The organism is Streptomyces flavofungini (genome assembly GCF_014650815.1).
GTDB lineage: Bacteria > Actinomycetota > Actinomycetes > Streptomycetales > Streptomycetaceae > Streptomyces > Streptomyces flavofungini.
The window spans coordinates 1-18,798 of sequence record NZ_BMVR01000001.1 but is presented as its reverse complement, the minus strand read 5'-3'; the positions used below and the strand labels follow the sequence as shown (position 1 = coordinate 18,798).

Annotated in this window: 11 protein-coding genes, 1 other RNA gene and 1 pseudogene; 12 read left to right on the top strand and 1 reads right to left on the bottom strand. The window is 69.4% G+C overall.

Annotated elements, in window-relative coordinates; all coding sequences use genetic code 11:
* The first annotated feature begins 174 nt into the window (after positions 1-174).
* From IE274_RS00065 to IE274_RS00025, 9 genes and pseudogenes are all read left to right on the top strand, one after another.
* Complete coding sequence (locus IE274_RS00065; protein ID WP_190113445.1) at positions 175-1,143, top strand: AraC family transcriptional regulator; 969 nt, start codon at positions 175-177, stop codon at positions 1,141-1,143.
* Positions 1,144-1,170: 27 nt separating this feature from the next.
* Positions 1,171-2,001: pseudogene (locus tag IE274_RS40275) on the top strand (DMT family transporter); the annotation flags it as partial.
* 70 nt (positions 2,002-2,071) lie between these two features.
* Positions 2,072-2,483, top strand: an RNA gene (gene rnpB / locus IE274_RS00055) — RNase P RNA component class A.
* Positions 2,484-3,283: 800 nt separating this feature from the next.
* A complete protein-coding gene (locus tag IE274_RS00050; protein WP_190113444.1) occupies positions 3,284-4,282 on the top strand; it encodes an ATP-binding cassette domain-containing protein in 999 nt (332 codons plus the stop codon).
* On the top strand, positions 4,279-5,076 hold the full coding sequence (locus tag IE274_RS00045; RefSeq protein ID WP_190113443.1) for an ABC transporter permease: 798 nt from the start codon (positions 4,279-4,281) through the stop codon (positions 5,074-5,076). The genes IE274_RS00050 and IE274_RS00045 overlap by 4 nt, the downstream gene beginning before the upstream one ends.
* Before the next feature lie 240 nt (positions 5,077-5,316).
* Positions 5,317-7,656: a S9 family peptidase gene (locus IE274_RS00040; protein WP_372447297.1), complete on the top strand. Its 2,340-nt coding sequence runs from the start codon at positions 5,317-5,319 to the stop codon at positions 7,654-7,656.
* Between the two features lie 232 nt (positions 7,657-7,888).
* Entirely contained in the window at positions 7,889-9,460 is a 1,572-nt protein-coding gene (locus tag IE274_RS00035; RefSeq protein WP_190113441.1) for a tryptophan halogenase family protein, read from the top strand.
* Positions 9,457-10,728: a cation:proton antiporter gene (locus IE274_RS00030; RefSeq protein ID WP_190113440.1), complete on the top strand. Its 1,272-nt coding sequence runs from the start codon at positions 9,457-9,459 to the stop codon at positions 10,726-10,728. The genes IE274_RS00035 and IE274_RS00030 overlap by 4 nt, the downstream gene beginning before the upstream one ends.
* On the top strand, positions 10,725-11,267 hold the full coding sequence (locus IE274_RS00025) for a flavin reductase family protein (protein WP_190113439.1): 543 nt from the start codon (positions 10,725-10,727) through the stop codon (positions 11,265-11,267). Before IE274_RS00030 ends, IE274_RS00025 begins: the two co-directional genes overlap by 4 nt.
* Before the next feature lie 4 nt (positions 11,268-11,271).
* Here the strand turns inward: IE274_RS00025 and IE274_RS00020 are convergent, their stop codons facing one another.
* Complete coding sequence (locus IE274_RS00020; protein WP_198898057.1) at positions 11,272-12,015, bottom strand: AfsR/SARP family transcriptional regulator; 744 nt, start codon at positions 12,013-12,015, stop codon at positions 11,272-11,274.
* Between the two features lie 448 nt (positions 12,016-12,463).
* Here IE274_RS00020 and IE274_RS00015 point away from each other — a divergent pair, with 448 nt between their 5' ends.
* The 3 genes from IE274_RS00015 to IE274_RS00005 all read left to right on the top strand — a co-directional run.
* Positions 12,464-13,246: a thioesterase II family protein gene (locus IE274_RS00015; protein WP_190113437.1), complete on the top strand. Its 783-nt coding sequence runs from the start codon at positions 12,464-12,466 to the stop codon at positions 13,244-13,246.
* Positions 13,243-17,061, top strand: a complete 3,819-nt coding sequence (locus IE274_RS00010; protein ID WP_190113436.1) for an SDR family NAD(P)-dependent oxidoreductase — start codon at positions 13,243-13,245, stop codon at positions 17,059-17,061. The genes IE274_RS00015 and IE274_RS00010 overlap by 4 nt, the downstream gene beginning before the upstream one ends.
* Before the next feature lie 212 nt (positions 17,062-17,273).
* The coding region (locus IE274_RS00005; RefSeq protein ID WP_229909047.1) for a condensation domain-containing protein at positions 17,274-18,798 on the top strand (1,525 nt) is incomplete at its 3' end.

Genomic DNA, 18,798 nt, shown 5'->3' with positions numbered 1-18,798 from the left:
AGCCCCTCCGGCGTCTGAGGAGCGGGGTCCGGGGCGGAGCCCCGGTTTCGGGAAGGGGCGGGATCGGGGAGAGCCCCGCAGGGTCCGTCCGGAACGGCGTGGACCCGGCAGCGGCATGAAAAACGGGCGTGGAAGCGTTGAACGGTGAACCGGACGCGGAGAGGACGAGGGCACATGGCGCACACGAAGCAGGCCTTCACCCCCGCCGACCGCGCAATCTGGACCCGTGCCCCCCTGGGCACCGACACCACCCTCGATCTCCTCACCGCCCGCTTCGACCGCCACCGTTACGCCCCGCACTACCACGAGGAGTTCACCGTGGGCGTCTGCGTCGGCGGCAGCGAGATCATCGACTACCGTGGCGGCCGCCTCGACGTGGGCCCCGGCGCCGTCGTCGTCCTGGCCCCCGGCGAGACCCACACCGGCCGCCCCGGCCCCGGCGGCGGCTACGCGTACCGCGCGATGTACCCCGCGGTGCACCTCTTCGCCGACGGCGCCCGCGCCCTGCCGCACTTCCGGCAGGCGGTCCTCGACGACCCGCAGCTCGCGGCGGCGCTGCGGGCGGCGCACACGGGGCTGAGCAGGGCCCCGGCCCGGGGAGCGGAGATCCTGGACCCGGCGGCGGACGTCCCGGACCTCCTGACCGCCCTGGCCGCCGAGACCCGCCTGACCGAACTGTTCGCCGCCCTGGCGCGACGCCACGCGGAGGCGCGCCCCCTCCGCGCCGGAGACCGCGGCCGCGAGGGCACCGCCGTCCCGGGCACCACCGCCATCGCCCGGACCGTCCGCGACCGTCTGGCCGACAGCGTCCTGGCACCCCCCACCCTCACCGAACTGGCCACCGAACTGGGCCTGTCCCGCTACCAACTCCTGCGCGCCTTCCGTACGACGACGGGGATGCCGCCGTACGCGTGGCTGGCGCAGTACCGCGTCGGGCGGGCGCGCGGCCTCCTGGAACGCGGACTGCGCCCGGCGGCGGTGGCGGGCCTGGTGGGCTTCGCCGACCAGGCGCATCTGACGCGCTGGTTCCGGCGGGTGGTGGGGGTGACACCGGCGGCGTACCGCGACAGCGTGCGCGCCGCGACGGCCCCGACGCGCCGGGACGAGGCGGGCCCGGCGACCGCAACGACGTTCAAGACGTAACCAACCGTCCTGTCCGAAACTCGCCGCATGACTGCACGCGGCTGGCTTCTCTTCTCCTTCATGGGTGTCCTGTGGGGCATTCCGTACCTCATGATCAAGGTGGCGGTGGACAGCGATCTGACGCCGTCGATGGTGGTGTTCACGCGCTGCGCCCTGGGCGCCGCGCTGCTGCTCCCGTTCGCGATGCGCCAGGGCGGCATGCCCGCCGTACTGCGTACGCACTGGCGTCCGATGCTGGCCTTCGCGGCGGTGGAGATCCTCGGCCCGTGGTGGACCCTGACGGACGCGGAACGCCACCTGTCCAGCTCCACCGCCGGCCTGCTGATCGCCGCCGTCCCGATCATCGGCGCCCTCCTGGCCCGCTTCTTCGGAGACACGGAACGCCTCGGACCGCGCCGGGTGACGGGCCTGGCGCTCGGCTTCGCCGGGGTGGCGGTGCTGACGGTCCCGCACCTGACGGGCGGCGACGCCTGGTCCCTGACGGAGGTCCTGCTCACGGCGCTCGGCTACGCGATCGCCCCCTTGATCGTGGCCCGCCACCTCAAGGACGTCCCCACCCTGCAACTGATAGCGCCCTGCCTGACCCTCGCCGCCCTGGTCTACGCCCCCGCGGCGGCGGCGACCTGGCCCGACACGCTCCCGGACGGCAAGACCCTGGCGGCGCTCGCGGGCCTGGGAGTCATCTGCACGGCGCTCGCCTTCATCGTCTTCCTCGAACTGATCCGCGAGGCGGGCCCGACACGGGCGGTGGTCTTCACGTACATCAACCCCGCCGTCGCCGCAGCGGCGGGCTTCGCCTTCCTCGACGAGTCCCTCACGGCGGCCTTCGCCGCCGCCTTCACCCTGATCCTCGCCGGATCCTTCCTGGCCACGGCAGCCACCGGCACCCGGCCCGCACCCCGGCGGGTACCATGGTCGACACGGCAGACGAGCCGGGCGGACGGCCGCGTGGAGGTCCTTGTGGATCTCCCCGAGGAACGTCCGGGCTCCACAGGGCAAGGTGGTGGCTAACGGCCACCCGGGGTGACCCGCGGGACAGTGCCACAGAGAACAGACCGCCGGGGACCTCGGTCCTCGGTAAGGGTGAAACGGTGGTGTAAGAGACCACCAGCGCCTGAGGTGACTCAGGCGGCTAGGTAAACCCCACCTGGAGCAAGGTCAAAAGGAAGCGCCTCTTCGCGAGAAAGGCGCTTCTGCGCGGACGACCGAGGGCTGCCCGCCCGAGTCCGCGGGTAGACCGCACGAGGCCGGCAGCAATGCCGGCCCTAGATGGATGGCCGTCGCCCCGACGGCCGCGAGGCCCCGGGGAACAGAACCCGGCGTACAGCTCGGCTCGTCTGCTTCTTCCGCTTCTTCCGCGTCGGCTTTTCCACGCCAACCCTCGGATTCTCCGCGTCGCCCCTCGGACTCTCCCTGCCGGGCCGCTCGCCCGCCGGGCGCCTCTCGTGCGCACGCCGGACATGGAGCGCTTTCGCGTCGCGCCATGCATGGCTCCAAGATGCTGCCAGCTCATGGCCCGGTGGCCGTGGCACTGTGTCCTGACGAGACGAACTCACCCCCGTGCCCTCCTCCGGCGGCGTCTCCGACGTGTGCCATGGGTGCGGGGGTGCCTCGACTGCGCCATCCTGGCGCCTGTGGCATGGCCAGAGGTTACATCTAACTCCCGGTGCTGTCCGGCCTTCTTGGAGGGCTGAACCGCCTACTCTGGCGACCCGTCCCGTACGTCTGAACGTATGTGGCGCCATCATGGCTCGTCATGGCGCCAAGATTTGTGTCATGATGGCGGCATGGACCTCGCGCTGCATGTGGACAGTCCCCGGCGCACGTTCGTGGCCGTCGCTGTCGCGGGCGGTGCGGACCTGTGTGCCCCCGCAGGATCTCCCGCCGGATCGCTGGAGTCGGCCGCTGAGCCGGCCCCGGCGGACACCCCGCCGGGATGTCTCGGTCGCGCTCACCCGCGAAGCCGGGCCGAGGACGGTCGACGCCGGGGCGCGGCCGGCGTCGCACCAGCCTTGCGCACCGCGTCCACCACGCACAACACCGTTGTACGAGCAGGCCGTTCGCCAACCGCCCAGGCCGGTGACACGACCATGAACCGCACAGACCGACCTTCGCAACAGCCACGAAAAGGAGGGGCATCATGACCGCGACCGCCCATATGGCCGGCCAGCCCAAGGGGATCTCAGCCCTCGGACTGCGCAAGGCATACGGAGAGAAGGTCGTACTCGACGGGGTCGACCTGGAGGTGCCGGCGGGAACGGTCTTCTCCCTGCTCGGTCCCAACGGTGCGGGAAAGACCACCACCGTGCAGATCCTGTCCACGCTCATCTCCGCCGACGCGGGGCAGGCGCAGGTCGCGGGGCACGTGCTGGACCGGGAGCCGGACGCGGTCCGGGCCGAGATCGGTGTGACCGGGCAGTTCTCGGCGGTGGACAACCTGCTGACCGCCAGGGAGAACATCATCCTGATGGCCGACCTGCACCACCTGCCCCGCAACGAGGGCAAGCAGCGGGCCGCCGCGCTGCTCGAGCGGTTCGACCTGACCGAGGTCGCCGACAAGCCCGCCATCACCTTCTCCGGCGGCATGCGGCGCAAGCTCGACCTCGCCATGACCCTGGTCGGCAGGCCGAGCATCATCTTCCTCGACGAGCCGACGACCGGCCTCGACCCCCGCAGCCGCCGCAACCTGTGGCAGATCATCCACGACCTCGTCGCCGAGGGCACGACGATCTTCCTCACCACGCAGTACCTGGAAGAGGCCGACCAGCTCGCCGACCGGATCGCCGTCCTCGACGGCGGGAAGATCGTCGCCGAGGGCACGGCGGCCGAGCTCAAGCGGCGCATCCCGGGTGGCCACATCCGACTCCAGTTCGCCGATGTGCACCGCCTCGACGTGGCGGCCCGCGCCCTGGGCCAGGCCCTGCGCGACGACGAAGCGCTCACGCTCCAGGTCCCCAACGACGGGAGCATCCCGGCGCTGCGCACCGTGCTCGACCGGCTGGACGCCGCACAGATCGAGGCCGAGGCGCTGACGGTGCACACACCCGATCTCGACGATGTCTTCCTCGCTCTGACCGGCAACCAGGTTCCCGGCCAGGTATCTGACAACACGGAACTTGCGAAGGAGTCCCTGCGATGAGCACTTCCGCGTACGCCGTGCGTGACTCGATGACGATGTTGCGCCGCAATCTGAAGCACATGTACCGCTATCCCACGATCACGCTCTCCGTCGCGGCCATGCCGGTCGTGATGCTGCTGCTCTTCGTGTACGTCTTCGGCGGTGCGATCGGAAACGGCCTCGGACTGCCGGGCGCCTCGAACGACCGTGGCGAATACACCAACTTCGTCGTTCCCGGCATCATCTTGATGGCGGTCACCTCCGGCGGCGTCACGACCGCGGTGTCCGTGTGCACGGACATGACCGAAGGCATCATCAACCGCTTCCGCACCATGGCCATCTCCCGTGCCTCCGTGCTGGTGGGGCATGTGGTCGGCAGCGTCATCCAGACCATGATCAGCCTTGTCTTCGTCCTCGGCCTCGCGTTCGTGGTGGGCTTCCGGCCGGACGCCTCCCCCATCGAGTGGCTCGCCGCCATCGGCCTGCTCGTGCTGCTCGCCTTCGCCGTCACCTGGCTGTCGGCCGCGATGGGCATGGGAGCCAAGACCATCGAGACGGCGAGCAACGCGCCCACCCCGCTGACGTTCCTGCCGTTCCTCGGCAGCGCCGTGGTCACCCCCGACTCGATGCCGGTCGGGCTCCGCTGGTTCGCCGAGTACCAGCCCTTCACCCCGATCAACGAGACGCTCCGCGGGCTGATGCTGGGCACCGAGATCGGCAACGACGGTCTGAAGGCCATCGCCTGGTGCCTCGGCCTCATCGTGGTCGGCTACCTGTGGGCGCGGGCGGTCTTCAACCGCGAGACCACGCGCTAGCCCGTGGGCCGGGCGGGCCGCGTCCGAGAGCCGACATACTGATGCCCTGAGCCGGAGACCTCCGGCTCAGGGCACTCGTGTGTCCTGTCCTGCCGACGGGACAACTCCCCCTCCTGCTGCCCCTGCCGCGCCGCCTCCCCGCCGCGTGCCTCCTCTTGTCCCGCTTCTCGTCGACGCGATCGATGCCGACTGATAGCAATGAGGTCATCCCAGATCGGCGCGGCCGGTGATCCGCGGGTAATGCGCCCCGGCCCGGATTGCACGGCAACCACCTCGAAAGAAGGTCAACCAATGCATGCGACTCGACTCGACGGGCGGGTCTACGAGACGGCAGAACGGTTGCTGCGGCACAATCGCCGGGACCTCGTCCTCGGGACCAATATCAGGCCGCGCTGGATCGAGGACGGGTCTCGCTTCTGGTACACCGTCGGAACTCCCGAGGGGAAGCGCTTCATTCAGGTCGACACCAAAGCGGGTGTCAGGGATGTCGCATTCGATCACAAGAGGCTCGCGGGCGCGCTGGCCAAGGAATCGGGACAGGAAGTCGATGCGGCTGCACTGCCGTTCTTCGCTGTCGAACTGACCACGGGTGCGGTGGAATTCGATGCTTTCGGCGAGCATTGGCGGGTATCCCTCGACGACTACGCATGCCGGAAGACCGAGGGTGCCCCGCCCGGAAACCCTCTCGAAGTCCCTTCGCCGGACCGTAAATTCGCCGTGTACCGCGCCGGTCACGATCTCCGCGCGCGTTCCCTGGACGGCAGCCGCGACTGGGCGCTGACGTCCGACGGCACCGAGGACGTCGACTACGGCGCGAGCCCCGACTACCTCATGTACTCCACCCTGCTGGCGAAGGTCGGACTTCCCCACCTGCCGCCCTGCGTCGCGTGGTCGCCCGACGGGACGCGGCTGCTGACCCACCGCACCGACAACCGGGGTGTCCGCCGCACGCACCTGGTGGACTCCGCCCCCGCCGCGGGGGGCGAGCCGAGGCTGCTGAGCCAGCGGTACCCCCACCCCGGGGACGACAGCTCGACCGTCGCCGAGTTCGTGGTGATCGACATCGAGAACGGCACGGTCGTCACCGCACAGGCGGACCCGGTGGGGATGTCGGTGATGTCGCCGATCTTCCGCCGGTGGGCGTGGTGGGCGGAGGACGGGTCCGCGGTGTACTACCTGGGCTGGGGACAAGAAGGCGTCCACACCCTGAGCCTGTACCGGCTCGACCCGGAGTCCGGCGAGGTGCGGACCGTGGTCAGCGAGACCGGTGAGACGCGGGTGGAGCCCGCGCAGCGGGAGCTGCAGCAGCCGATGGTCAGGCTCCTCTCGGGCGGGCGGGAGCTGCTCTGGTACTCGCAGCGGGACGGGTGGGGCCACCTCTACCTGTACGGGACCGACTCCGGTGAGCTGCGCGGGCAGGTGACGTCGGGCCCGTGGGCGGTGCAGGAGATCCTGCGCGTCGACGAGGAGCGGCGGGTGGTCCACTTCATCGCGTCCGGGCTCGTCGAGGAGGACCCCTACCGCCGGACCGTGTGCCGTGTGAACCTGGACGGAACCGGGTTCGCCAAGGTCACTGACGACGCGTTCGACCACGTCGTCACGGTGGCGGAGAACGGGGAGTTCTTCATCGACTCCGCGTCCACGACGGACACCCCGCCGACCGCCACCGTCCGCGACTGGGACGGAAAGGCGCTCGTCGAACTGGAGCGTGCCGACATCACGCGGCTCACCGCGTGCGGCTGGAGCGCGCCGGAGCGGTTCCGGGCGACCGGCGCCGACGGGGAGACGGAGATATACGGCCTGCTGTACCGGCCGCACGGGTTCGACCCCAGCCGCCGGTACCCCGTCATCGACCACCCCCACGCCCTCCCGATGGACAACCGGGTCAGCCCGTCGTTCGATCCCGGCTGGTACGGGTACGAAGCCGAGGCGCTCGCCGCGCTGGGCTTCGTCGTGATTGCGGTGGACGGGGCGGGCACGCCCGGGCGCGGCAAGGAGTTCCACGACGCCACCTACGGCAAGCTGGCCGCCGGCCTGGCCGACCACGTGTCGGCGGTGCGCGAACTGGCTGCGACCCGGCCCTGGATGGACCTGGACCGGGTGGGGGCGACCGGCACCTCGGCGGGCGGGTTCGCCGCTCTGCGGGCGCTGCTCGACTTCCCCGAGCTGTTCAAGGTCGGCGTCGCGGAGTCCGGGATGCACGACTTCCGCTACCTCGACAAGGAGCACGCCGAGGCCTACCACGGCCCCTTCGACGAGGCCGCCTACGCCGCGACGTCCAACGTGGACATCGCCGACCGCCTCGAAGGGAAGCTGCTGCTGCTCCACGGCGGCCTGGACGACCGTGTCTCGCCCGACCTGACGCTCCGGCTCGCCGATGCCCTGATCGCCGCGGACAAGGATTTCGATCTGGTCATCGTCCCCGGAGCCGATCACATGTACTTCGGCTACGAGCATTACGTGAACCGGCGTAAGTGGGACTTCCTCGTCCGCCATCTCCTCGGTGTGGAGCCTCCGGCCGATTACCGGCTCTCTCCGGTGCCGATGGACATGGAAGCCCTTGCGGAACTGTTCGGCTGAGAAACACATCGCATCGCACAAAGCGGCCGTCGCGGGAACATCCTGCGGCGGCCGTTTTGTGTGCTCATGAATAGCGCGCCGACGGCGGCAGCTCCGGTAAGCACCTCGGAATCCCGAGCGGTCCTCAAAAGTGGCCCGAGAATAGAAGCTTGATAGATCCCGGCGTCAGTGTTGGCGATAAGTGACGCACGCGCCTGGAATTCAGGCCGACAACTGGACCAGAGGTGCTGGGATGAGTACGAAGAACCCTGACAGGGTCGTGATCGTAGGCGGCGGTACGGCGGGGTGGATGACTGCCTCTTACTTGAAGAAGGCATTCGGCGACAAGATTTCGGTAACCCTCGTTGAGTCCGGCAAGATCGGCACGATCGGGGTCGGCGAAGCGACCTTCAGCGATATCCGGCACTTCTTCGAGTTCCTCGACCTCAAGGAAGAGGAGTGGATGCCGGCGTGCAACGCCACCTACAAGCTGGCCGTCCGGTTCCAGGACTGGCGGCGCAAGGGGCATCACTTCTACCACCCGTTCGAGCAGATGCCCACGGTCAACGGGTTCCCGCTGACCGACTGGTGGCTGCAGGACGGCCCCACCGACCGGTTCGACACCGACTGCTTCGTCATGGCGAACCTCTGTGACGCCGGACGCAGCCCGCGCTTCCTGGACGGCTCGCTGATCGACCAGGGGTTCGCCGAGGGCGCCAAGGAGCTCTCCGGTCTCACCATGTCGGAGCACCAGGGCAAGACGCAGTTCCCGTACGCCTACCACTTCGAGGCGGCGCTGCTCGCCAAGTACCTCACCAAGTACTCGACGGACCGCGGTGTGCACCACATCATCGACGAGGTCCAGGACGTGCGGCTCGACGAGCGCGGGTGGATCGACCACATCGTCACCAAGGACCACGGGTCCCTCGAGGGCGACCTGTTCGTCGACTGCACCGGGTTCCGGGGCGTGCTCCTGAACAAGGCGCTCGAAGTGCCGTTCATCTCCTACCAGGACACGCTGCCCAACGACAGCGCGGTCGCCCTCCAGGTCCCGCTGGACATGGAGAAGCGCGGCATCAACCCGTACACCCAGGCCACCGCGCAGGACGCGGGCTGGATCTGGACGATCCCGCTGTTCGGGCGGATCGGCACGGGCTACGTCTACGCCAAGGACTACCTCTCGCCGGAGGAGGCCGAGCGCACGCTGCGCGAGTTCGTCGGCCCGGAGGCCGCCGAGGTCGAGGCCAACCACATCCGGATGCGGATCGGCCGCAGCGAGCAGTCGTGGAAGAACAACTGTGTCGCCATCGGCCTGGCCAGCGGCTTCGTCGAGCCGCTGGAGTCGACCGGGATCTTCTTCATCCACCACGCGATCGAGCAGATGGTGAAGCACTTCCCGGCCGCCGACTGGAGCCCGGAGCTGCGCAAGAGCTACAACTCGTCCATCGCCAACGTCATGGACGGCGTACGGGAGTTCCTGGTCCTGCACTACCAGGGCGCGGGTCGCGACGACACCCAGTACTGGAAGGACACCAAGACCCGGGCCGTCCCGGACGGGCTCGCCGAGCGCCTGGAGCGCTGGAAGGTGCAGCTGCCCGACTCGGAGAACGTCTTCCCCTACTACCACGGCCTGCCGCCGTACTCCTACATGTGCATCCTGCTCGGCACCGGCGCCATCCCGGCCAGGGCGACGCCCTCCCTGGGCATGTCCGACACCGCGGCGGCCCACAAGGAGTTCGCGGCCATCCGTGACAAGTCGCGGCACCTGATCGAGACGCTGCCGAGCACCTACGAGTACTTCGCGTCGATGCGTGAACGGTCGTGACTGACTTCCTGCTGACGGGGGTCCATGTTGCCGCGGCCCTGGCCGTCGTGCTGGTGATCGGCTATGCCGGTCGGAGCGCGGCGCGCCTGCTGCGGCAACCGGAAACCGTGGGTGAGATCGTGGCAGGCCTGCTCGCCGGGCCTGCCGCGGTGGCACTCCTCGGCCGCTCGAAGTTCGACGCGGTGCTGCCGGGCGACGTCCTCGACATCATGAAGCTGGTGGCCGAAGTCGGCCTGGTGCTGTTCCTCGTCGGGCTGGCGCACAAGCTCCGGCTCGGTGCCCACCGGAGTTCGTTGCGGACGTCCGCGTGGCTGGTGGCGGGCGGACTCGTGCCCGCCATGTTCTCCGGCGTGCTGTTCGCCGGCTGGATCCTCCTGTCGGACGACCCCGATGTCCGGGGCAGCGCACCGCTGCCCGCCTTCGTGTTGATGTGCGCCGTGGCGCTGTCGATCACGGCGGTGCCCGTGCTGGCGAGGATCCTCGCCGAGCGGAACGCGACCGACACCCTGGAGGGACGCCTGTCGATGACCGCAGCCGTGGTCATCGACACGGTCGGCTGGCTGCTGTTGTCCGTGGCGGTCGGGCTCAGCACCGGCGAGTTGAACGGATTCGTCCAGTCCGTCGTGGTGCTCGGCGGGGGCGCGGCGGCGGCGTTGGGAGTGCGCAGCGCTCTGCGTACCCGGGCCGCCCACAACCTGTGCGAACAGCGGCCCCTCGTCACCGCGGTGCTCCTGGGCGCGATCGCGCTCACCATGGCGCTCACCGTGGAACGGCTGGGTCTCACCGCGATCTTCGGAGCGGTGCTCGTCGGTCTCGCCCTGCCGCCGGACGGCCCGTGGCAGCAGGTGGCCAACAGGGTGACGAACCTGGGCCGAGGCATGATCCCGTTCTTCTTCGTGGTGACGGGAGTGACCGTGTTCGCGGGCGGCATCGGCCCGCTGCCCTGGGCGCTCACGGCGGGCGCGATCCTGCTCGCGGTTCTGGGCAAGGGGATGGGCAGCTACTTCGGTACCCGGATGGCGGGCCAGCCGAAGCAGACCGCGGTCACCGTCGGCATCCTCATGAACACCCGCGGCCTCACCGAACTGATCGTGCTCAAGGTGGGCTACAACGCGGACATCCTGACCCGTCCGGTGTTCGTCGCCCTCATCGTCATGGCGGTCGCGACGACCGTCATGACCGGACCCCTGCTGCTGCTGACCAAATGGAGCCCGGGCCAGCCCGTCCGCACCTCTGTCGGATCCAAGTCACAGGATGATTCTCCATGACTGATTTGAGCATCACCCGCCCGGTCGAGGCGTCCGCGTCCGAGGGGTTGCGCGCGATGATGCGCGGCTTCCCCACCGGCGTGGCCGTCGTCACCGGGGTCGACCTCGACGGACAGCCGTGGGGACTGACGTGTTCGTCGGTGTGCAGCGTCTCGCTGGACCCGCCGACGCTGCTGGTGTGCCTGCGCGCGGGCAGCCCTACGCTGGCGGCGATCGAGGCACGTGGCGCGTTCTCGGTGAACCTGCTCCACGAGGACGCGCGGGCCACCGCGGAACTGTTCGCGTCCGGCGATCCGGACCGGTTCGAGCGCGTCCGCTGGGAGCAGGACGTCGACGCCGCCGGGCCGCACCTCCCCGATGACGCGCACGCGATCGCGGATTGCCGGGTCGCGATGACGCAATCGGTCGGCGACCACGTGGTGGTGTTCGGCGAGGCGACGCGCGTGCACGGACAGGATGCCTGCCGCCCGTTGCTGTACGGCCTGCGCTCGTACGGCCGGTGGTCGCCTGCCGACGTGTCGGCCGGCCAACGGGCCTGACGCGTCAGCGGGCGAGCTGGAGGCCGAACGGACTGTGCAGACTGGGGTCGGCGGTGAGGATGGCGTGATGAACCTGGCGGAGCAGCGCTCCCGGCTCGACGCCGAGCTCCTCGACGAGCATCTTCCTGCTCCAGTCGTACAGCACCAGCGCCTCGGCCTGGCGGTCGCACCGGTACAGCGTGGTCATCAGCTGGGCGCGGAACCGCTCACGCAAGGGGTACTGCTCGACGAGCCTGGTCAGTTCGGGGAGCACCTCGGCGTGCTTGCCGATCGCGAGGTCCGCCTCGATCCTGCTCTCCACCACGGAGATCCGGCGCTCCTCGATCCGTGGTCCCTCGGTGAGGGCCAGTGCCTCCGAGACGTCGGCGAGCGCGGGCCCGCGCCACAGCGAGAGCGCGAGGTGCAGAGGCTGGCTCGCCTCCTCGAAACGGCCCGCGAGCAACGCCGACTGCCCGCGCATCGCCAGGTTCTCGAACTCGCGGAGATCGAAGGAGTCGTCGCCGATCTCCATGAGGTATCCGGGTGAACAGCGGGTGATGCTGACCTCGCTGCCGAGTGTCTTGCGCAACCGGGAGACGTGATTGTAGATCTGGGCGCCATGCGTCGCCGGCGGCTGTTCCCCCCACAGGAGCCTGCTCAGTTCCGTGTCGGACACGAGTGAGCCCTCGGCGATGAGCAGGGCAGCCAGGACTGTCCGCTGTTTTGCCCCATCCAGCGGCACCGCGAGGCCGCCGTCCTGTATGTCCACGGGGCCGAGAATGCGGTATTCCATCGAAAGCCTCACAGATTCTCGGTGGGATTCAACACGCGTGCACCCGACACAACCCCACCAATTTGCTTGTGTCCAGAGTCCGGGAACGCGCAGCCGTATCGGTCCGGCTGCTCATGGATCACTGGAGGGGCCGGACGTCCAACCGTCAAGCGGATTCCTATTACGTCATGCTTCTCTCCGCAATCCATTCCTGTCCTGTCGGCCGGACAGGTTGCTCTGCGGGGGCAGCGGATACCTTGCGCTCGATGTGAGTGCGATGGTTATGTGGTGGCCGGATTTAATAGACCGCCTGGCCAATACGGGTGGTTGGGCTGGTGAAGCCGACGGCGGTCAGTGACAGCGTCGTGCGCCCGTGCCCCGGTGATCCACAAGACATTCCGCTGTCCTGTCGACGGGACAACGTCGAGCATGGAGTTGCCTGCAGATGACCGTACAGACCAGGGAACTTGTCCCCGAGACCCCGTACATCTGGCGCGCGAAACAACCAGGACACACGCACCGGTTGATCTGCTTCCCGCACGCGGGCGCCGGCGCGGCCGCCTACGCCGACTGGGTCCGCTGGCTGCCGCCGGAGATCGAGTTGGTGGCAGTCCAGCTGCCGGGCCGTCAGAACCGCATCGCCGAGCAGCCGTTCACCGAGGTCGGCCCGCTCGTCAACGCGCTCACCCATGCCCTTCGCCCGGTTATGGATGGTTCGTTCTCCTTCTTCGGTCATTCCTGCGGCGCGGCACTCGCCTACGAACTGACGACCGCGCTGCGCGCGCGGGGCCGGCGCGGCCCGGAACAGCTTTTCCTTTCCGGACGCGCGGCCCCGGACGTGACCGGGATCAGGCAGCTGCACGAGCTCTCCGACGAAGAATTCAGCAACGCGGTGCTCGAACTCGGCGGGATCGACCCCGAAATCGCTGCGGATGAATTCGTCATGAGTGTTCTCCTGGAAGTCCTCCGGGCCGACTTCGGGCTCTGGGAGCGACACCAGGTGAAGTCGGAGGAGCCTCTCGACTGCCTGATCACCGCGCTCGGCAGCGATGCGGACCCGCAGGCACCGCTTCATTCCGTCCGGCGCTGGCGCCAGCACACGAACGCCCAGTTCAGCGAACGAATATATGCGGGCGGCCATTTCTACTTCCTGGAGAAAGCCGCCGAAGTGGTGTCGTTCATCGGCTCGAAGATGCTGGAATCCGCACGGAGCGGGAGCGCCGCATGACCGCCGCGGACCTGCTCGGCTCAGCCGTTCTCGACGAGATCACCGCCGCGGCCAAGGGCGTCCCCGGCGTCGGCGACGCGATCGCCGTGGCCCGCAAGGGCGTACGCGCCGTGACCCCCACCGCCCCCGCCTCCGCCCCCGCCGCCCCGCAGGCGACCGGCCCGGTCGAGGCCGACGCCACGGACCGGCCCCTGGCCGACCTCGACGGCGGCCCCCTGCACATCCCGGACGGCGCGCCCGCCACGCTCCAGGAAGCGCTGCGCGCGGCCGCCGAGCTGGCCACGGACAAGGGCACGATCTACGTCACCCGGGGCAACGAGGACGTACTGCAGACCTACCCCGAGCTCCTCGCCGAAGCCGAGCGCGTGCTGGCGGGGCTGCGGGCGGCCGGGCTGCGCCCCGGCGACCCCGCGCTGTTCGTCTTCGACGACAACCGGGGCTACCTCACGACGTTCTGGGCCTGTGTGCTCGGCGGTTTCGTGCCGACCCCGGTGGCCGTCGCCACGACGTACGCGACACCGAACGAGGTCAACCGCAAGCTGCGCAACGCCTGGGACCTGCTCGGCCGCCCGGTGCTCGTCACCGACGCCGCCACCGCGGCACCGCTCGCCGGGGTGCGGGAACTCTGGGACGAGCCGGACGTACGGATCCTCACCGTCGAGGAGCTGGCCACGTGCCCGCCGGACAGCGACTGGTTCCCGGCGAAGCGGGACTCTCCGGTGCTCAACCTGCTCACCTCCGGCAGCACCGGCGTGCCCAAGTGCGTGCAGCACACCAACGCGAGCGTGGTGGACCGTTCGCTGTCCGCCATCCAGTACCTCGGCCTCACCGGTGACGACGTGAGCCTGATCTGGATGCCGTTCGACCACGTCACGGTCGTGCACTACAACGTCCGTGACATGTTCCTGCGCTGCATGCACGTCAACGCCAAGATCTCCCACTTCCTCACCGACCCGCTGCTCTGGCTGGACTGGGTCGACCGGTACCGGGTGACCACCACCTGGGCCCCGAACTTCGCGTTCGCCATGGTCAACGAACTCGCCGACCAGCACGCCGAACGCTCCTGGGACCTCTCCTCGTTGCGCGAGATCATCAACGGCGCCGAGCCGGTGATCGCGGGCACGAGCCATCGCTTCCTGGAGCTGCTCGCTCCCTACGGGCTGCCCGCCGACGCCATGGTCCCGGCGTTCGGCATGTCCGAGACGTGCACCGCCGTGACCTACAGCCGGCAGAGCCGGGACGACCGGGCCGCCGGCACCGTCGCCATCGACCCGGCCTCGCTCAACACGACCATCCGCTACGTCGATCCGGCGGCGGACGGGGCCGTCGTCCTCTCCAAGGTCGGAGAGCCGATCCCCGGGGTCCAGATCCGCGTCGTGGACGAGGACGGCTCGGTGCTGCCCGAAGGCAGCATGGGGGAGATGCGCATCCGCGGCCGCACGATGATGCACGGCTACTTCGCCAACGACGAGGCCAACCGTGAGTCGTTCGACGAGGACGGCTGGTTCCGCACCGGCGACTCCGCGTTCGTGACGGACGGCGAGGTCGTGATCGCGGGGCGGATCAAGGACCAGATCATCGTGCGCGGCATCAACTACATGGCGCACGAGCTGGAGAACGTCGTCGAACAGATCGACAACGTACGGGTCACCTTCGTCGGCGCGGTCGGCGTGCGGGAGCCGGGTGCCGACAGCGACCAGCTGGTGATCTTCTTCGTACCGCAGAACTGGGACCCGGACCGCCTGGCCAAGACCACGGAAGAGATGCGCGCCGTCCTGGTGCGCGAGTCCGGACTCGCTCCGGACCTGCTCATCCCGGTCACCGAGGCCGAGTTCCCGAAGACGGGCAGCGGGAAGGTCCAGCGGGCGGCCCTGGCCAACGAACTGCGTGCGGGCTCCTTCGCCGACCGCGTGGCCGGATCCGGCGCGGAGGAGCAGCAGCCGGAGGGCTGGTTCGTCCGGCGGCAGTGGGCGCAGCTCCCCTACGCCGGGTCCGCCGACGACGGAGCCGGGGTGCGCCTCGTCTTCGGCGAGGACGAGGAGCTGGCGCACCTCCCGCTCGACGGGCAGGTCGTCACCGTCCGCGAGGGCGAGGAGTACGGCGAGGACGAGGCGGGCAGGTTCCGGGTCCCGTCGGCCGACCGAGCCGAACTGCACCGGCTGTTCAAGGCCGTCACCGCCGAGCACGGTCCGCTCGCCACGGTGGTGTTCGCCCGGCCGCTGACGCGCGGAGGCGACCCCGCCGCCCGGCTCACCGACGCGACCGCGGAACTGTCCGCGCTGCTCGGGGTGCTCGCGGACGGCGCGTACGGCCAGCCGTCGGTGCTCGTCCTGACCTCGGGGGCGGTGCACGTCCTGGACGGCGACCGCGTCGACCTCGGCACCTGCGCCCTGCTCGGCCTCGTGCGGACCGCGGTCAGCGAGGCCGCGAAGCTGACGATCAGGCAGGTCGACCTGCCCGCGGACCGCCCCGGCTGGGGGGACGCACTCCGTGCCGAGCTCGCCGACCGGGGCCACAGCGGGATCGTCGCCGTACGGCAGGGCAAGCGGTGGCAGCCGCGGCTGCTGCCGACCGACGCCGACGACGCCGACCCGGGCATGACGGGTCCGCCCGTGATCGCGGGCGGTCTCTATCTGGTCACCGGCGGCCTGGGCGGCATCGCGCACGACGTGGCCGCCTACCTCGTCGCCGGGTACGGCGCCCGCCTGCTGCTCGTGGGCCGTTCGGCCGCGGACGGCGAGAAGGCCGACCGGCTGTCCGAGCTGACCGGACTCGGCGAGGTCGTCTACGAACAGCTCGACGTCGCCGACGCGCAGGCACTGGCGGCGGCGGTGACGTCGGCGGAGGAGCGCTGGGGCCGTCCGCTCGACGGCGTGCTGCATCTGGCGGGCTCGGACCCGACCGCCCAGTGGGCCGAGTCCGATGCGCACACCGTGGTCAACGAGACCATGGCGACCTACGCCGAGCAGTACAGTGCGAAGGTCGACGGCACCCTGGCCATCGCGACCGTGCTCGAAACCCGGCAGGACGCGTCGCTCGTGCTCTTCGGTTCGGTCACGGCGGAATTCGGTGGCCATTCGTTCGGCGCCTATGCCGCGGCGAACAGTTTCCTTTCCGGGTTCGCCGATTACTGGCACCATGAGCGCCGCCGCACGGTTCGGTATCTCGCCTGGAGCATGTGGACCGGAATCGGGATGAACCGCGGTCAGTCGACCGCGGCGGCGCGCAGTCGTGGATTCCGTATCATCGAGCCCGCCGGGGGACTGCAGTTGTTCCTTGACACGCTCACCATGCCCCACCACTCTCTGATCATCGGCCTCGATCTCGCGAACCCGGCGATGGTCGAGGAATTGATGCCGGATCAGCTCCGGGTCAGCGAAGTCGTCCTCGCCTATACAGGGGACGGCGTCGACCAGGCAGCTGTCCGGGAGGCCGTCGCCGCGAGCGTCCGCGACTGTCCGGTGCCGGTACGGCTGATCGAGACGCCGCTCATCCCACGGGACGCCACGGGCGCCGCCGACGTCGCCCAGTTGCTGCTGGAAGCCGTTCCCGGCAGGGTGAAGCGCGCAGTGGAGGCGCCGGCCACGGACCTGGAGCGGCAGCTCGCCGCCATCTGGTCGGAGGCCCTCAACCGCCCGGTCCTCGGCCGGGACGAGTCGTTCTTCGAACTCGGCGGCAATTCGTTGCGCGCGACCCGGCTCCTGGCGATGGTCGACCAGGATCTGGCCGTACGGGTCACCACGCAGGAACTCTTTGAGAATCCCACCGTGGCCGGGATGGCGGAATCCGTCCTGCGGCACGGACCGGGAACGTGAACCACGGCGCCACATAAACAGCTTGACGCTGTGCGGTGCAGGGATGAAGCATCGGAAGTATTCGGGGGAGAGCGTCGCGCTGGGCATATTGCTGCCCAGTTCTGCTTCGGTGAACGGGATTTCCGTTCAGCCCCCATAAAACGAAGATTCGAACGCAGCGCGATGTGATTCGTCCGCTTCCGCCGGACGACTGATCGAGGAGTAGTCGCGAAATGATCCCCCTGTCCTTTGCCCAGCGGCGGCTTTGGTTCCTCGACCGGTTCGAGGGACCGTCGGCGATCTACAACATCCCGTTCCTGGTGCGGCTGACGGGGAAGCTGGATGTGCTCGCCCTGTCCTCGGCGCTGCGTGACGTCGTCGTCCGGCACGAGAGCCTGCGCACGGTCTTCGTCGAGGACGCGGACGGCACGCCCGCGCAGCGCCCCGTGCCGTCCGACGAACTGCGGTGGGAGGTGCCGGTGGCCGAGGTGGCTGCCGGCGCCGTCCCCGCCGCGGTGGCCGAGGCGGCGTCCTACGTCTTCGATCTGCGCGCCGAGATTCCCGTACGGGCCCGACTGCTTCGCTGCGGCCCCCAGGAGCACGTGCTGGTGCTGATCGTGCATCACACCGCGGCGGACGGTGAGTCGATGGTGCCGCTGGCCCGCGACCTGGCCGCCGCCTACACGGCGCGCCTGGACGGCGGGGACCCGGACTGGCCGGAGCTCGAGGTCCAGTACGGCGACTATGCCCTGTGGCAGCGGGAGTTCCTCGGCGACGAGAACGACCCCGAAAGTGTGCTGTCCACCCAACTGAACTACTGGCAGGGCGAGTTGGCGGGGGCGCCGCAGCAGACGCAGCTGCCCCTCGATCGCCCCCGGCCGGCCGTGGCGAGCCACCGCGGCGGCATGGTCGAGTTCGAGGTCGACCCCGCCCTCACGGCCGCGGTGGAGAAGCTGGCCGGCGACCACGGTGTGACCACGCCGATGGTCATGCAGTCGGCGCTGGCCGTGCTGCTGCACCACCTGGGAGCCGGCGACGACGTGGCCATGGGGTCCACGATCGCGGGGCGCAACGACGAGGCGCTCGCGGACCTGGTGGGATTCTTCGTCAACACCTGGGTGCTGCGGACCGACCTGTCCGGCAATCCGTCACTGGCGCAGGTCCTTGACCGGGTGCGGGACAAGGCCCTGGGTGCCTACGACAACCAGGACGCCCCGTTCGAGCGCCTGGTTGAGCTGCTCAACCCGGAGCGCTCCACGGCGTACCACCCGCTGTTCCAGGTGATGTTCACCTGGCAGGACGACGACACGGTGCACCTCGGCCTGCCCGGGCTGGACGCCCGCCTTGAGGCGGTGGAGACGCAGTTCGCCAAGTTCGACCTCGAGTTCGGCTTCGCCGCGGATACCGCGGGGCAGCGGATGCGATGCGTCCTGGAGTACGCGGCCGACCTGTTCGACCGCTCCACCATCGAGTCCATGGGGAAGCGTTTCCTCTCCATCCTGCGCCAGTTCACCGCCGACCCGGGGTTGTTGGTGGGTTCGGTGGATGTGTTGGTGGCGGATGAGGTGGTGGCGCTGGCTGGGTTCAATGAGACGGCTGTGGTGGGGCCGGAGTTGACGGTTCCGGAGTTGTTCGGGCGGCAGGTGGAGTTGTCGCCGGATGCGGTGGCGGTGGTGTGTGGTGGTGTGGAGCTGACGTTCGCTGAGCTTGATGTGCGGGTGCGTGGGCTGGCGGGTGAGTTGGTCCGGCGTGGTGTGG

Coding starts and splice junctions, on each gene's coding strand:
- IE274_RS00065 (WP_190113445.1), top strand. CDS start 175: ATGGCGCACACGAAGCAGGCCTTCACCCCCGCCGACCGCGCAATCTGG.
- IE274_RS00050 (WP_190113444.1), top strand. CDS start 3,284: ATGACCGCGACCGCCCATATGGCCGGCCAGCCCAAGGGGATCTCAGCC.
- IE274_RS00045 (WP_190113443.1), top strand. CDS start 4,279: ATGAGCACTTCCGCGTACGCCGTGCGTGACTCGATGACGATGTTGCGC.
- IE274_RS00040 (WP_372447297.1), top strand. CDS start 5,317: ATGCGCCCCGGCCCGGATTGCACGGCAACCACCTCGAAAGAAGGTCAA.
- IE274_RS00035 (WP_190113441.1), top strand. CDS start 7,889: ATGAGTACGAAGAACCCTGACAGGGTCGTGATCGTAGGCGGCGGTACG.
- IE274_RS00025 (WP_190113439.1), top strand. CDS start 10,725: ATGACTGATTTGAGCATCACCCGCCCGGTCGAGGCGTCCGCGTCCGAG.
- IE274_RS00015 (WP_190113437.1), top strand. CDS start 12,464: ATGACCGTACAGACCAGGGAACTTGTCCCCGAGACCCCGTACATCTGG.
- IE274_RS00010 (WP_190113436.1), top strand. CDS start 13,243: ATGACCGCCGCGGACCTGCTCGGCTCAGCCGTTCTCGACGAGATCACC.